Genomic DNA, 14,115 nt, shown 5'->3' with positions numbered 1-14,115 from the left:
GCGAGGAAAAGCGCGTCAGCTCTTCTAGCGTGGCCACAACAGAATTCCCGCAAACCCAATTGCCAGGACCACGTCACGGCCTCGAGTGGCGCGAACGCCTCTAGTCGTCTTTATTGGATTGCATGCCGCGCGGCTTCGGCCTCCGCCACATCGATCGTACAGAGCACATCACCCTTCTCATTGGAAACCCGGACCAGCCAGCCGGTAAGGTCGTCGGTGCCTGGCTGCAGATCCGCCAGGATATCCATGGCACAACGGATGGCTTCGGCGCGGGCAGCGTCAAAGCTCGGCAAACGCGATGGCGGTATCCGTCGACTGGTTTCGCCATCACGATAGTCGAAGACATACACATCGCCGGCGGCATCGCTTATCGAGGTCACGGCGATTTCGTCAAAATTGCCATTGCTGTTCGCATCGTAGTCGTTGGCGGCCAGATCGAAGGTCGCGGTTTGGACCAGGATCGCCTTCGCCCGATCTAATGCGGCTTGCACGGCGGCGGAGCCATCTGGGTTTGCCATGTCCACCGTCACGCACTCACCCCCTTCGCCGCAAAATACGACGCGAAGGATGGGCTGGCCGTTGGGGGCGGCAGCGTCAAAAACTTCGGTACGGACAACTTGCATGGCGTGCTCCTCGGCATCTGACGGTGAAGGAAGGCGATGTCGTATGCTGCATGTTTGCGGCACAGGGTCAGCTCTCCAAACCTGCGACGCGACCGGCAGTTCCTTCGGCCAAGAATGAAACTGGCTGTGCGAGTGTTGCGATTGTGGCGGCGACGGCAGGTTGACACCGGGCTAGCGGGTGTGTCGCGACGGCGCTTAAGTTTCCTGTCTGAATCCGCTCCGGAACCACATGCCAGACGCGAAGTTGGTCCTTGGCCTCGATCATCAGGCCTATGTTCTCGGAGATATTCACATCATGGCGATTACCAAGGCGGCCACAAGGAAAGGGTTGAGCGAACTTTTCCACGACACGCTCAAGGACATTTACTTCGCCGAAAAGAAAATCCTCTCGACACAGCCAGAGATGGCGACGGCGGCGCTAAGCCAGGACCTACAGGCAGCATTCGAGAAACATCACGGCGAAACACAGGAGCATGTGGCGCGACTGGAGGAGATTTTCGAAATCGTCGACAAGAAGCCCCAGGCCAAGACGTGCGCTAATTACCGATGAAGGCTCGGCACTCTTGGAGGAATATACGGCGCCGGCTCTGGATGCCGAACTGCTGGCGATAGCACAAGCCGTCGAGCACCGCGAGATTTCGCGCTGCGGCACGATGCGCATCTCGACCGCTGAGCCCGGAATGGATGAGGCAGTTACACTTTTGGACCTCACGCTCGGCGAAGAGAGACCAACAGACCAAGCTCGCCGATTCGGCCGTAAGCGTCGTGGCACAGGCGCCCGCCTGGCCATGATAGGCACGATAACTCGCTCACCATCTCCTACGCCCCAAAGCGGTCGACTGCCGGGTTCTTCGCATCATGATCTTCCCAACATGGAAAAACTATTCAATCGCATGGCGGGGGCCGTGGCGCATGCGACGGGCCGCCCGTGGGCTTTCGCTCTCTGCCCGAGCGCGGTGGTGATCTGGGCCGCTTGCGGCCCGCTCTTCGGCTATTCCGAGACTTGGCAGCTTGTGATCAACACAGGCACGACGATCGTTACGTTTCTGATGGTCTTCCTTATTCAGAATACTCAGAATGTGACGGCGCGGCCATTCAGGCAAAGCTCGATGAGCTGATCCGCTCGGGCGCTGGCAAGAACGATTTTATCGGTATCGAGCATTTGACCGAGAGTGAGGTCGAACAGTTTCGGTCCCTTTGTCTGCAGGCAAAGACCAATGTTGGTCTGCAGTCGGCTAACGAAAACTAGTGTCACCTCTGCGGCGGGATTCCATCCGGCGGAACCAAGGTTAGCGACGGAGCTTCCTGGAAGAGACGAGCTCCATCACGAAATCAGCGGAGAATGACAATGGGTTTCCTTGGCAAACTTTTCTCAAGCTGGACAGGCAGGAAGTCGCCAAACATCAAGCCGTCCGGAGATATGCGCAAGGCGACGGGTGCCGGTCCCGCGATCGCTGCCCATTCAAAAGATGCCAAGAGCGGCAGTGCCACGGGGCAGAATCCGCGCGCCGCGAAGAAGAAGGCATAGAAGGGGTCAGCCGCGTCACCGTGGCTTGGTCGATCATTTGATCCCACACCCGATCTGTAGTGCCCAAATTACGGTTGGATGCGGTTCGAACGAAACCGTCCCGTGACGGCGCTCTGAGACCCAAGCCGGATTGGGCTGCCGTTGAGGCGCTGCCTCGACATTTATCGGCTTACGGCCGTCGCCGCCAAAAGTTCTCCATGGAGAGATAGGTGAACGATGCGGTCCAGCTGAGCAGCACCAATCCGGTCAAGGCTTCGGACGACGCTATGAGGCGGATCGATCCTTCCGCACGGATATCACCCACGCCCAGTGTCGTGTAGTTCGTAATCGAGAAATATAGGAAATCGATCCACCCGCCGGACACCTCGCCGACGATCCGTCCCAGCAACCCGTACCCGTGAAGCTCCCAGAATACGAAACTGTAAATTGTAATTTCAAACGCGTGCGCTGCAAGCGCGCCGAAAATCACGACCAGGAGCCGGCCTCGACTTGGAAATCCAGCTTCCTCGACACTCTTTGCGGAATTCGCAACGGCTTTGAAGGCTTCGTAGTGCACAAGAACGCATAAGACGGCGAGCATGAGCGAAAGCGCGCTTGCAGCGATAATGCCGGTGTCCATACTGTATTCGCCTTTTTCAATACACTTGACGGAACGCCAGTCCCCTCGGCGCCTGCAAACTGTCCAACGGGCCTTCACAGTTGCAACGGCTTCAATCCGAGCGAAGTCCTCTTCGTCAAATATGAATCCGCGGCATCTCTTCGTGGCCCATCCGCCAGACCGGTGATCGATGCCGGATCAGTCGAAGGACGAAGGCAACCTTGTCGTCTACCCTTGCGAAGGATCGCGAACATGCTTGCTCGCGCCAGATTGATGGCGTTTGGATGTTTAGGTTCCCTCCCTGAGTAGGCGGCGGACGAGTATTCTTAAGGAATCCAACCACTTGTATGGACTAGCCCATCGGCGGTAAACAGAAAGCCCGCCAACGGAGGACACCGACTGGCGGGCTCGCCGGGCTTTGCCGCCCGACACAGCGAACCTCGACAATTCGCTGCTGTTGGCGAACTTGCGACTTTTAAAAGCGTTCCAAATGGGTGAGGCATCATTGTTAGCGCGGACACCTGGCGTTGGTGTGTTTCCTAGCCGCCGTCCGAGCCTGTTGCCGAGGAACAATTTCAATGGAAACCCGTTGGCCCTTACCAAAACAGGATCAATGCAGATGGTAGCGCCACGTGCTGTATGGAAGGGCTTCCTGAAGGTCGGGTCGGTGACTTGCGGGGTCAAGATTGTCGGCGCTACGAGCGAGAGTTCAAAGATCCACTTCAAGATCTTGAACCGCAAAGACGGCCTTCCGGTTAAAACTGTCTATGTGGATGAGCAGACGGGAGAGCCGGTCGATCCGGCCGATCAGGTGAAGGGGTTTGAGATCTCCAAGGATGAGTATGTCATGGTGGAGCCCGACGACATCAAGGCGCTAAAGCTGACCACAGACCACACGCTCGAGGTCGGCGAGTTCGTCTCGCTGGACCAGATCGACACCCGATATCTGGAAAAGCCCTACTACCTCATCCCGGCCGACGGAGCAGCGCTCGAGGCCTATGGGGTCATCCGCGACGCGATGAAGAACAAAGGTGTGGCGGCGCGATCCTGTATTGTCCTGTATCAGCGCGGCCGTGAGGTTTTGATCGAGCCTTACGACAAAGGCATGGTCATGAGCGAGTTGCGAAACCACAATGAAATGGTGTCTGAAAACAGCGTCTTCCATGACCTGTCGAAGGCCAAATACGATCCTGAATTGCTCGAAATCGCGGGCATGCTGATCGACAAGAAGGTGACGACATTCGACCCCTCGAAATTCGAAGACACCTACGAGGACGCGCTGATCGCCATGATCGACGCCAAACGCAAGGGTAAGAAACCACCAAAGGCGGCCCCGCGGCCGAAAGAGAATGTCATCAATCTCGCCGACGTTCTGAAGAAGAGCCTCAAACAGGAAGGTTTAGCGCCCAAAAAAAAGGCCACCTCCACCAACCGCAAGACAGCTTGATTCCGTGGATTATGGTCCTATTGACGCAGGGCAATGTCGTGCGGCAAATATCTGTTGGCAAGCCTGAAGGCCGAGCCGGCATAAGATAGGCCCTGTGGTAATTCGATCAACATCTCTGGTGGTCACGATCCAAGCGACGCTTGGACCGCAGCGAGGAGATGGGCAGGGTCGGAGGGCTTTGAATCGCCGTGCCATGGGCGAATATCTCGTCGCGATCGGGTCCAAGATAGCCAGTGTGGACGACAAAAGGGATCCCGCGCCCCACCAACTTCTTGGCCACCGCGATGCACGGCCCATCTTTCAGATAGAGATCGAGCACAGCGGCATCCGGAGAGACATCTTCCAAAATCGACTCTGCCTCGGCGCAACTGGCAGTTACGGCGACGTTACAGCCCGCCTCGACCAAGGTGGCTTCCACGTCCAGGGCGATTAATGGCTCGTCCTCCAAGACGAGGATTGTTAATCGTTCTCCAGCCAAGATTGACCCAACCCCAACGGCGATGCCGACCGCTGCTCATGCCAACCGCGCTACCGATGATGAATAGCGAGTAGGAAGCTCTCCCCGCTTTTTGCCGCGCAGCAAACCAAGGGTCAAGAGGATCTGACGAAGACTATCAATTGGACTGTCGCAGCGATCGGGCCTCTCTGAGTATGGAGGCGCGGTCGAACCCAACAAGCGAAACAATCTCGCGAATTTGGCTTTCGGTGCAGCCAGTTTCGCGCGCCAGCGCTTCGATCTCGCGGGGGCTCATTTGTGGTTGTTTCTGTGCGTCGGCCATTGCTTTTCTCCTTGGCCGCACAACTTCCAAGACGCCGCCCGGTTCCCGCATAGGTTGCTCCCGCACGACCCGCCGTGCCGCCAAAAAAATCGCGTGATATGCAACCAATCTTGCCCTCTAAAGTTTGCCAAACCTTCTTGCTAGCAAAGAGGGTTGAAGTTGACTGCTTTCCTTCCTGTGCAGATAAAGTTTTTGAACCATACGCGAACGATCTGTTCGGTGGCCGATGCCAGAAGTGCAATGAATGGTGCATGGAAAAACAAGGAAACGCTTTCCTATCGACAGGCATTGCGTTTGCTGACTGAGGCTCAGGCCGGGACCTGCCGGCACAGTGTCGCGTTCGACGCCTTTCTCAAAGCCGCAAGGGACCAGGACATGATAGTCTCATCTGAGCCAAGCAGAAGCTTGATGCGCCTGGATGCGCTGGCAAGCTCGATCAACGGCCAAGATCGCCGGTCTCCCTATTCTGTTTGAGCAGCAAATACGCAACCCAACGACTGCCCGGCGGCCTGGCTATGCCCCAAGGGGGCATAGTCTGAGGCGTTGCCCCAGCTATTCGATTTAACACAATTCGGCAAAAACCCGCCACACAGGACGTGGCCCCGAGGCAGGACGGGGGACACCCCTCTATTAACTCAAGTTCCGGCCCGAGACGACGGCCGGACTTCGCCTCTGGTGGAACCCTTTTCTCCGCCGCGCATTGAATGCGCTTCTCGGTGGGGAACGCAATGGGGGCTACCGCACATCGATCAGGGCGGCTGCGCCTGGAACTTCTGGCAGCGTTGGGCGATCGCATCCGGGAAATTGAAGATCCCCGAGAGTTGGCTTATGCCGCCGCCGAATTACTTGGGCGCCACCTTGAAGTCAGCCGTGCCGGCTATGGAACGATCGACCTCGAAGACGAGAGCATCTCGATCGATCGGGACTGGAACGCCCCTGGAATCAAGAGCCTGGCAGGCACACTGAAGTTTCGCGACTACGGCTCTTACATCGACGACCTGAAACGTGGCGAGATCGTCATCCTCGAGGACGCCGAGACCGATCCCCGGACCCATGATCGCGCTGAAGCCCTTAAAGCCCTCAGTGCGCGCTCCCTCATCAACATGCCAGTTTCCGAGCACGGCAAGGTGGTCGCACTGCTTTACCTGAACAATGCCGCTCCCAGGCGCTGGAGTGACGACGAGATTACTCTGATTTTTGAGGTTGCAGAGCGCACACGGACCGCAATCGAACGGCTTAGGGCAGAGCGGGCGCTGCGAGAGACCACGGAACGTCTCGCATTCCTGGATAGGCTGGGCAAGGAGATCGCTCTTGCCAAAGATGCCGATGCTGTCATGGCAACCACGACAAAAAGGCTTGGCGAACACCTTGGGGTTTCCATTTGTGCCTATGCCGATATGGCCGCCGACCAGGACCATTTCACGATCCGCGGCGACTGGAGCGCGCCGGGATCGCCGAGCATCGTGGGCTATTACAGCCTTGCGGATTTCGGCAAGCTTGCAGTCAGCAACCTTAGTGCGAACCGACCGCTTATCATCAATAACAACCTGACTGAGATTGACGCCGCAGAAGCTAAGACGTTCCAGGATATCGGGATAACGGCCACAATTTGCATGCCGTTGGTCAAGCAGGGGCGGCTCGCGGCGTTGATGGCCATTCATGACAAAGAACCTCGTGTCTGGTCCGAACGTGAACTAGCTTTGCTGACAGAGGTGACTGAGCGCTCGTGGGCCCATATCGAACGTGTTCGTTCCGAAGAAGCTGCCAGGACCTCAGAGGAACGGTTGCGGCTAGCGACAGACGCTGCTGCGATCGGGATCTGGGATTATGATCCCGTAACTGACACGCTTCGTTGGGACGACCGATGCAAGGCGCTTTTCGGGTTGCCGCCGGAGGCAAGTGTTTCTTACGAGCACACCTTCCTGCCAGGCCTGCATCCCGACGACCGCTCGCGCGCTGACAACGCCGTGCGGCAGGCGCTCAAGTCTGGAGGCTCGTCCCGTTATGATATCGAATATCGCACCATCGGACTTCATGACGGAAAGGAGCGATGGATTGCTGCGACCGGAGATGCGCTCTTTGAAAATGGACGCGCCGTTCGCTTTGTCGGCACGGTAATCGACATCACGTCCCGAAAGCGGATTGAGCGCCATCTCCAGGTCATAAATGCCACTGCTGCGACCGTCGCAGCCGAATTGGACGTCGAGATTATTGTCCAGACGGTGACCGACGTCGGGGTCGAACTCACGGGAGCGCAGTTCGGCGCATTTTTCTACAATCTCGTGGACGAAAACGGCGACAGCTACACACTTTACACGCTATCTGGCGCTCCGCGATCGGCGTTCGAGAACTTTCCGATGCCCCGCAACACTGCAGTCTTCGAGCCTACGTTCCGCGGTACAGGCGTGGTTCGTTCCGACGACATCCTGCAGGATCCGCGATATGGCAGGAATTCGCCAAGGAAGGGGATGCCCGAAGGTCACCTGCCGGTGCGGTCCTATCTGGCGGTACCGGTCACCTCCCGATCGGGCGAGATGTTAGGCGGGCTCTTTTTTGGGCATTCCGACGTCGGCGTCTTCGGTGCGGAGCATGAGGCCGCAATGCTGGGCCTGGCGGGCCATGCGGCTTCGGCAATCGATAACTCCCGCCTCTTCAAGGCATTGCAGACACTCAATTCAACGCTTGAGCAGCGTGTCGTAGAAGCCGTCGCCGAGCGCGCAAGGGCAGAAGAGCACCTGCGCCAGTCCCAGAAGATGGAAGCGGTGGGGCAGCTCACGGGTGGCATCGCCCATGACTTCAACAATATGCTTGCCGTCATCATCGGCGGCCTGAATCTGGTGCAGCGCAAGCTCAGGAATGGCGACACAAACGTCAACATGTTCGTCGAAGGAGCCGTCGAGGGGGCGCAACGCGCGGCCGAACTCACCAAACGCCTCCTTGCCTTCTCTCGCCGGCAGCCCCTCGCCCCTAAGGTCATGAACCCGAACCGGCTTGTGTCAGGAATGAGTGAACTGCTCGGTCGAACGCTAGGCGAACCGATACAGATTGAGACTGTTCTTGCCGCTGGCCTGTGGCAGATCGAGGTTGACGCCGGACAGTTGGAAAGCACGCTGCTCAACCTTTGCGTCAACGCCCGTGACGCCATGCCGGCCGGGGGCAAACTGACGATCGAGACTTCAAACACTCATGTCGACGAAAGATTCGCCAAGCAAAATGGCATCCCGGTCGGTCAATATGTCCTCTTGTCGGTGACCGACACGGGTGTCGGAATGAGCGCCGATGTCATGGAAAGAGCTTTCGATCCGTTCTTCACCACCAAGTCAGTCGGCAAGGGGACCGGCCTTGGGTTGAGCCAGGTCTACGGCTTCGTTCGGCAGTCTGGAGGCAGCGTCAGGATCTATTCCGAGCAGGGCGTCGGCACCACGCTGAAAATCTATTTGCCCCGTTCGCATAAAAGCGTCCCCGAACTGCGCGCGACACCACCAGCTCCTGAAAACACAGGCAGCGCTGCCGAAGTCATCATGGTCGTTGAGGACGAGGATCGTGTCAGGTCAATGGCAACCGAGGCGCTGCGAGACCTCGGCTATTCCGTTCTTGAAATGCGAGGCCCGCGGGAAGCCCTCGCGGCTCTGGAAGGCGGCACGGTGCCATCCCTCCTCTTCACCGACGTCGTCATGCCCGAAATGTCGGGGCGCGAACTGGCCGACAGGGTGAAGGTCGTCCAACCATCGTTGAAAGTTCTCTACACCACGGGCTACACGCGCGACGCGATCGTCCACAATGGTACTCTCGATTTCGGAACGGAACTTCTGACCAAGCCCTATACCATCGACGAACTCGCCGAAAAAATCCGCAAGGTTATAGATAAATAGCAAATCGAAATATTTTGAGGGCCAGGCTGAACCAAAGGTCTAAACAGCGACCGACAAACAAGTGGCCCGCCCCCGGTGAGGAGCGGGCCAGAAAGAGGCGAGGGTTTGGAGGGGGCTGCTTTCAGCCACCCATCTTTTTCGCCATCGCGCAGAAATCTGCATGCGCCTTGTTGAGCGTTGTATCACCGCAGTCTTTAATCACCGCCTTCTGCTCGTCGGGTTTCATGGCCATCCAAGCGGTCTTGAAATCCGCTTCCGACCTCAGTGTTTTCATGCCGGCATCGGTGAAGAACGGCGACATCTTTGCCGGATCGTCGAGCGCAGAGGTGCTGCCAGCGAGAGCTGAACCCGTCATCATTGCGAGCGCCATCGCGCCTATAGTGAGCTTCTTGATGTTCATCGCATTTCCTCCGTTTTTGGGTCATGACCACAGCGTGGTGACCGTCACGAGCAACGTGATGTCTCGAACTCGGTTCCCAATGCGGTAGCTTTCTGTATGCTCGTCTCGCATAACTGGGAAAAGATGGTTTAGCCTGATGTCGCAGACCGACGAACGCCAAATCAACGCTGTGGTTGAGTCCTACGTCCTCGCTATGTCCACTGCTGACCAGGAAAAGCTGCGAACGGCGTTTCACGCGTCGGCATCAATCATCGGCAACTACCAGGGCGCAGTGGAATGGCTGAGCGTCGATGGCTATGTGGGCGAGGTCATGGGTGCGGACTTGGCACCGAACAATAGCCCCAACTGGAAAATCTTGCTTCTCGATATCACGGCCGATGCGGCCACGGTGAAGGTTGAGGACGAGTTTGGGAGCATGAAGTTCACCGACTATCTATCCCTGCTTAAGGTCGCCGGGGAGTGGAGGATTGTGAGCAAGATCTACCACCTTCACACGTAGGGAAAGACCTCCGGGGCGAGGACTGGCGGAGGGCGAGATGGTGGAGGGCACTTTGATCGCTCGGTGGCGGCGGATGTTAGCTCACGGGCATCGTCGGATTGGCTTGCCGAACATGGCGGACAAGTTCCCAGCCGGCCTCGCCGTCGACCCGGCCGGATATCGGAAATCAGCGCCTTGAACGACCCTGGATCGGCATCGAAGGTTGACAGGGCTTGCGCCGCGCTGCCCACGCTCACGACGCGGAAGTCATCACGTTTGACCAACTATGCCAAGAGCGTCGTCTGGCGCTTAAGGACCGCGAGCAGAGGGAACAACTGGCCCGCGAGGTCATGGAAGCCTTTGAGGATGGCCTCATTGACGAAACCGATTTGTGGCGGGCGCTGTCCAAGCGCCGTACGGCAAGCGCTTAATTCCGTTCAGTGGCGCTGGGGTGGCCGGTGCAGCAGGAGCCTTAGGAGTCGTCGCCGCACCGGCCATTGCGGGCGTGGCAGCGTCCGCGACGCTAATCTACGCGCATATTAGTAATTGCTAATTAAGAATCTAACCAGCGAGTTGCCTGCGCCAGTCGGGCATGCCGGGATCGACATACACAATCGCCTCGAGGATGGTGCGAAAGAGGCTGTCCACTTCCTCATCGAGTTCGACCCGCTTGATGCCGATCGCTTTCGCATCGGCAATTCGCTGATCGGTAAGTTCGTCCACGGCGATGACAGATGGTTTTGCCGTCTTAGGAGCGTGTTCGCGATCCATTGGTACAGGAAATCGATGCCACGCGCGCTCATTAAGCCGTAAGCTCATGTGGTCGATTATGTCCGTCTCGGTCGACCGCCGAGGCGTCTAGTTCGGTCTCCATCTGGCCGCAGATGGGCTTGGCCTTGTCTGCGCCAGCCAAGGGGACCGTCAAAGCCCTGGAGCCACACATCAGCGTGTTCCTGCGAATGCACGACACGCTGCTTGCCCTCCTTGCATCCTGGACACACCGTATATCCACGCGTAGTTGGACCTGCTCCTTCTTGGCAACCGCCATCTTGTTCTCCTACCGGCCGAGAGGCTGCCTGGACAGCGAGACGAGCTCGGCTTCGTCAGTCACGCCGGCCACATAGTTCGCGATGACGCGCGATGCGAGCGCGTCTAGCGATTCTTTCGACTGACTGTTGACCTTGATCTGTTCGAATACCCGCCCAAGCAGGACCAGTTCCTCAGGTTCCAAAATTCCCGCTTCAGTTGCCTTTCTTCGAATCGGCATGCTTTTCCTCGCGAAAATCCTGAAGCGAAGCGTGCCGCAAATCCTCCTCGCCGCGCAAGTGTTTCACGCGCCCGATGATCCCTGTTTCACCCATTGTGTTGATGGCCGCATCATTCCATTGGGCGGCGGCCCGGCGTGCTGCTGGACGCGCTCCAACAGATGCTCGCGGATCACGCGGCTGGAATTGACGAAGGCCGAGCCGATATAGCGTCCCGTCTTCCCATCGGCCATCAGGGCAAAGCCGGCTTGCCCGGTTCACGTTCAACGCCTAGCAGCTCGTATTCTTCAACCGTATAGCATTTGGTCGTCAGCCAGTTCGTCGACGCACCGCTGCGATATTTGTTGTCGCGCCGCTTTGACACCATTCCTTCCATGCCTGCTTGGTGGAAGATGCGCTGGCCTCCCCCAGCAGCGCTTGGCTGAACTGGATGTGCTGTCCCTCTGGCATCATCTCGGCGAGGATCTCGCGCCGGTCTTCCAGCGGCATATCTCGAAGATCATGGCCGTTGATGTGCGACAGATCGAAGGCGAAGAAATACAGGTCATGTTGACGCCTGGTGAAGTCAGAAAGCCGGCGTCGTTCAGCACGATGATTTCCCCGTCGATGATGGCGCTGTCGACATCGAGGTCGCCGGCCGCCTTAGCGGGGTCTCGGTATTTGGCTGTCCAGTCGAGCCCGCGGCGGGTGAAGACGCGAACGCCGGTTTCATCCTTGATGATCTGGCTTCGATAGCCGTCGGACTTGAGCTCGTGACCTCGGGTGGTGGCTTTTCAACCAGGGTCGGCATCATTGGCTCGATGAACTCAAACGCATGCACGAACTCACGACAGGCGATTCAATCAGCTTGTGCTAAAATAAACCTATGTGTCATGCAACAATGCGCAGCAAACCACGTTGCTCACGCTCTGGGATGAGGCGACGATGACGAAGTATCAGGTGGAAGAGATCTACGGCGACACTATCGTGGTCTCTGGCATCGTTGTGGAGAGCGATCCGCTTAAGGCCGCCGAGACGCTGGCCGGTCAACCGCTATTGCCCAGGGCAGCACAAGAGCATTGGTTCCGTGCGGTAGATGAGGAGAAGACCACCGTTCACGAGTACAGCCTGGTTGGGCCTGACCAGCGCCCAGATCTCTTGGCATGGAGCGAAAGCGCCGACTTCGGTCCCTCAATGCGTGGAAAGGTGCATGAGGCTGAACTCGCAAACGAGCAGGACCATTTCTACAATTGTCCCGCTTGCGGTCAGCGGGTTGACCAGCGGGATTTCCGCCAGGTGTACTGGCATGAAAAATCGGGTCACGAGCCACTGCAGACACAGTCCGCAACAATCCTCAGTTTCCCTCGACCAAAATAGAAAAAGCCCGCCTGCCGGTCAGCGCAAAGCGGGCCTAGATAGAAAGTCAGCCAGAACTCAAGGCGGCGGAGGCGGCGGTGTAAACGACAGGCTCACGGCGGCTGTCACAACCGACAGGCGCTCGCGCTTCATCAGCGCTGGCTTCTCATAGGCCTTCTTCATAGTGGTGCTCCTCGCTTTACCCTCGCTGGGAAACTGCCTTGCGCCGACGATTGTTGTCAACCGCCTGCGATCACAAGCTCGGCCGCAAGCCAGAAGCCGCTGGCCATGAACAGCAGCACTACCATTGAAAACAGTAAAGCCCGCATGCGACGCCCGCCTCGCTGCAAAGCGGCATTGTAGCATGTGCTAAAAAACACAATAACCCGCCATCTGTCGGCAGCGGGCACGTCTGGTGGGATCAACCGGCGGCCAGCGCCGAGAGGCGAGCCGAACTCAAATCATAGCAGGGCCGGTGATGGCCACTTGCGGTGGCGCCATCCGGCACACCTCCTTTATCAGATCGAACAATGCGCTGACGGCCTCACGCTTGACGGCATCGAAACTGGATAAGTCTGTCCCCTGTTCGTCGGGATGAGCTTCGCCGTTATCCGAAAAGGCGAAAAAATAAAGCGCCATAGGCATTTAATCTAGCCAACATGAAAAAGTTTCGGGAGGATTTCGTCGACGCTCTTATTCCTCGCGGAAATCTTGCAGCGAGGCGTGCCGCAAATCCTCCTCGCCGCGCAAGTGTTTCACGCGCGCGATGATTCCCGGCTTCACCCATTGTGTTGATGGCCGCTTCATTCCCTTGGGCGGCGGCCCGGCGTGCTCCTGGACGCGCTCCCACAGGCGCTCCCGGATCGCCCGGCTGGAATTGATGAAAGCCGAACCGACATAGCGCCCGGTCTTCCGATCGGCCATCAGGGCAAAAGCCGGCTTGCCTGGCTCACGTTCAACGCCCAGCAGCCCGTATTCCTCAACCGTATAGCATTTGGCCTTCAGCCAGTTCGTCGACATGCCGCTGCGATATTTGCTGTCGCGCCGCTTAGATACCATGCCTTCCATGCCGGCCTGGTCGATCAGGTGGAAGATAACCCTCGCCTCGCCCGGCAGCGCCTGGCTGAACTGGATGTGCTGTCCCACTGGGATCATCTCGGCGAGGATCTCGCGACGCTCTTCCAGCGGCATGTCGCGAATATCGAGGCCATTGATGTGCAGGAGATCGAAGGCGACGAAATACAGGTCATGTTGCCGCCTGCTGATCGCCTTGCGCAGCGCACCGAAGTCAGAAAGCCCTGCGTCGTTCAACACGATGACCTCGCCGTCTATGATGGCGCTATCGACATCGAGGTCGCCAGCCTCCTTGGCGAGGTCTCGGTATTTGGCCGTCCAGTCCAGCCCGCGACGGGTGAAGATTCGCACGCCTTCCTCGTCCTTGATGATCAGCGACCGGTAGCCGTCGAACTTCACCTCGTGAGTCCACCCATCGCCTTCGGGAGGTTTCTCCACCAAGGTCGGCATCAACGGCTCGATGAACTTTAAACGCATGCACAGGACTCGCGGAACCGCGATTCAATTAGCATGCGCTTAATTAGTTCCGGTAAATTTTAACGATTCGTTGACCGCGCTGTCCTATTTTGGAACAGCGCGGTCAAACCCCAACCCGGACTGCGCGGGCGGCTCCGGCACGCACATCCCACCGCGCTGTCGGAGCCGTCACCCTACCTTCTAAATACCAGCAATGGTTGAATCAACAGTTACCAAACGTGCCTTCCGGTGCGTCTTCC

General features: G+C 57.9%; 17 protein-coding genes and 4 pseudogenes. 9 read left to right on the top strand and 12 right to left on the bottom strand.

What is annotated here, in order from left to right:
- Window positions 1–110: 110 nt before the first annotated feature.
- Entirely contained in the window at window positions 111–623 is a 513-nt protein-coding gene (locus tag EN861_RS11335; protein ID WP_127277715.1) for a hypothetical protein, read from the bottom strand.
- A 229-nt stretch (window positions 624–852) separates the two neighbouring features.
- Here EN861_RS11335 and EN861_RS36800 point away from each other — a divergent pair, with 229 nt between their 5' ends.
- The 4 genes and pseudogenes from EN861_RS36800 (at window position 853) to EN861_RS11320 (ending at window position 2,151) form a co-directional block, all read left to right on the top strand.
- Window positions 853–1,173, top strand: coding sequence for a DUF892 family protein (locus tag EN861_RS36800; RefSeq protein WP_348630900.1), 321 nt, complete (start codon window positions 853–855; stop codon window positions 1,171–1,173).
- Window positions 1,097–1,303: pseudogene (locus EN861_RS36795) on the top strand (hypothetical protein); the annotation flags it as partial. The gene EN861_RS36800 and the pseudogene EN861_RS36795, both read left to right, overlap by 77 nt.
- Window positions 1,304–1,495: 192 nt before the next feature.
- Window positions 1,496–1,872 (top strand): annotated as a pseudogene (locus tag EN861_RS11325) (low affinity iron permease family protein).
- A 99-nt stretch (window positions 1,873–1,971) separates the two neighbouring features.
- Window positions 1,972–2,151, top strand: a complete 180-nt coding sequence (locus EN861_RS11320) for a hypothetical protein (RefSeq protein WP_127277716.1) — start codon at window positions 1,972–1,974, stop codon at window positions 2,149–2,151.
- A gap of 169 nt (window positions 2,152–2,320) precedes the next feature.
- On the opposite strand, the gene EN861_RS11315 is transcribed toward EN861_RS11320, so the two are convergent.
- Window positions 2,321–2,770, bottom strand: coding sequence for an ion channel (locus EN861_RS11315; RefSeq protein WP_135863571.1), 450 nt, complete (start codon window positions 2,768–2,770; stop codon window positions 2,321–2,323).
- 598 nt (window positions 2,771–3,368) lie between these two features.
- Between EN861_RS11315 and EN861_RS11310 the strand changes: the two genes are divergently transcribed.
- A complete protein-coding gene (locus EN861_RS11310; RefSeq protein ID WP_127277722.1) occupies window positions 3,369–4,196 on the top strand; it encodes a Ku protein in 828 nt (275 codons plus the stop codon).
- Window positions 4,197–4,302: 106 nt separating this feature from the next.
- Here the strand turns inward: EN861_RS11310 and EN861_RS11305 are convergent, their stop codons facing one another.
- Both EN861_RS11305 and EN861_RS11300 read right to left on the bottom strand, forming a co-directional pair.
- A complete protein-coding gene (locus EN861_RS11305) occupies window positions 4,303–4,674 on the bottom strand; it encodes a response regulator (RefSeq protein WP_189343606.1) in 372 nt (123 codons plus the stop codon).
- A 136-nt stretch (window positions 4,675–4,810) separates the two neighbouring features.
- On the bottom strand, window positions 4,811–4,975 hold the full coding sequence (locus tag EN861_RS11300) for a DUF3606 domain-containing protein (RefSeq protein WP_127277719.1): 165 nt from the start codon (window positions 4,973–4,975) through the stop codon (window positions 4,811–4,813).
- A 159-nt stretch (window positions 4,976–5,134) separates the two neighbouring features.
- On the opposite strand from EN861_RS11300, the gene EN861_RS11295 reads away from it, so the two are divergent.
- A complete protein-coding gene (locus tag EN861_RS11295) occupies window positions 5,135–5,449 on the top strand; it encodes a DUF982 domain-containing protein (protein WP_189343605.1) in 315 nt (104 codons plus the stop codon).
- Between the two features lie 254 nt (window positions 5,450–5,703).
- Window positions 5,704–8,847 carry a GAF domain-containing protein gene (locus EN861_RS11290; protein ID WP_135864274.1) on the top strand — a complete coding sequence of 1,048 codons (3,144 nt, stop codon included), beginning with the start codon at window positions 5,704–5,706 and terminating at the stop codon, window positions 8,845–8,847.
- A 121-nt stretch (window positions 8,848–8,968) separates the two neighbouring features.
- On the opposite strand, the gene EN861_RS11285 is transcribed toward EN861_RS11290, so the two are convergent.
- On the bottom strand, window positions 8,969–9,247 hold the full coding sequence (locus EN861_RS11285) for a hypothetical protein (protein ID WP_127280309.1): 279 nt from the start codon (window positions 9,245–9,247) through the stop codon (window positions 8,969–8,971).
- A 136-nt stretch (window positions 9,248–9,383) separates the two neighbouring features.
- Here EN861_RS11285 and EN861_RS11280 point away from each other — a divergent pair, with 136 nt between their 5' ends.
- On the top strand, window positions 9,384–9,746 hold the full coding sequence (locus EN861_RS11280) for a nuclear transport factor 2 family protein (protein WP_127280310.1): 363 nt from the start codon (window positions 9,384–9,386) through the stop codon (window positions 9,744–9,746).
- 540 nt (window positions 9,747–10,286) lie between these two features.
- Here EN861_RS11280 and EN861_RS11270 read toward each other — a convergent pair.
- The 4 genes and pseudogenes from EN861_RS11270 to EN861_RS36785 form a co-directional block, all read right to left on the bottom strand.
- A pseudogene (locus tag EN861_RS11270) lies at window positions 10,287–10,528 on the bottom strand (hypothetical protein).
- A 254-nt stretch (window positions 10,529–10,782) separates the two neighbouring features.
- A complete protein-coding gene (locus EN861_RS11260) occupies window positions 10,783–10,992 on the bottom strand; it encodes a hypothetical protein (RefSeq protein ID WP_127280312.1) in 210 nt (69 codons plus the stop codon).
- 63 nt (window positions 10,993–11,055) lie between these two features.
- On the bottom strand, window positions 11,056–11,223 hold the full coding sequence (locus EN861_RS36790) for a hypothetical protein (RefSeq protein WP_348629827.1): 168 nt from the start codon (window positions 11,221–11,223) through the stop codon (window positions 11,056–11,058).
- 76 nt (window positions 11,224–11,299) lie between these two features.
- Window positions 11,300–11,709: pseudogene (locus EN861_RS36785) on the bottom strand (hypothetical protein).
- A gap of 205 nt (window positions 11,710–11,914) precedes the next feature.
- Between EN861_RS36785 and EN861_RS36255 the strand changes: the two are divergent.
- Entirely contained in the window at window positions 11,915–12,346 is a 432-nt protein-coding gene (locus EN861_RS36255) for a hypothetical protein (RefSeq protein ID WP_245464494.1), read from the top strand.
- Window positions 12,347–12,403: 57 nt separating this feature from the next.
- Here EN861_RS36255 and EN861_RS11245 read toward each other — a convergent pair whose 3' ends face one another.
- The 3 genes from EN861_RS11245 to EN861_RS11235 form a co-directional block, all read right to left on the bottom strand.
- Window positions 12,404–12,508 carry a putative RiPP precursor gene (locus EN861_RS11245; protein ID WP_127280313.1) on the bottom strand — a complete coding sequence of 35 codons (105 nt, stop codon included), beginning with the start codon at window positions 12,506–12,508 and terminating at the stop codon, window positions 12,404–12,406.
- A 273-nt stretch (window positions 12,509–12,781) separates the two neighbouring features.
- A complete protein-coding gene (locus tag EN861_RS11240; protein WP_127280314.1) occupies window positions 12,782–12,970 on the bottom strand; it encodes a hypothetical protein in 189 nt (62 codons plus the stop codon).
- 48 nt (window positions 12,971–13,018) lie between these two features.
- A complete protein-coding gene (locus EN861_RS11235) occupies window positions 13,019–13,876 on the bottom strand; it encodes an ATP-dependent DNA ligase (RefSeq protein ID WP_135863565.1) in 858 nt (285 codons plus the stop codon).
- Window positions 13,877–14,115: the final 239 nt, after the last annotated feature.

The sequence above is a fragment of the Mesorhizobium sp. M8A.F.Ca.ET.218.01.1.1 genome (assembly GCF_004791165.1).
Taxonomy (GTDB): Bacteria; Pseudomonadota; Alphaproteobacteria; order Rhizobiales; family Rhizobiaceae; genus Mesorhizobium.
The sequence above is the reverse complement of the archived record's forward strand: the minus strand, read 5'-3'. Positions and strand labels throughout refer to the sequence as shown.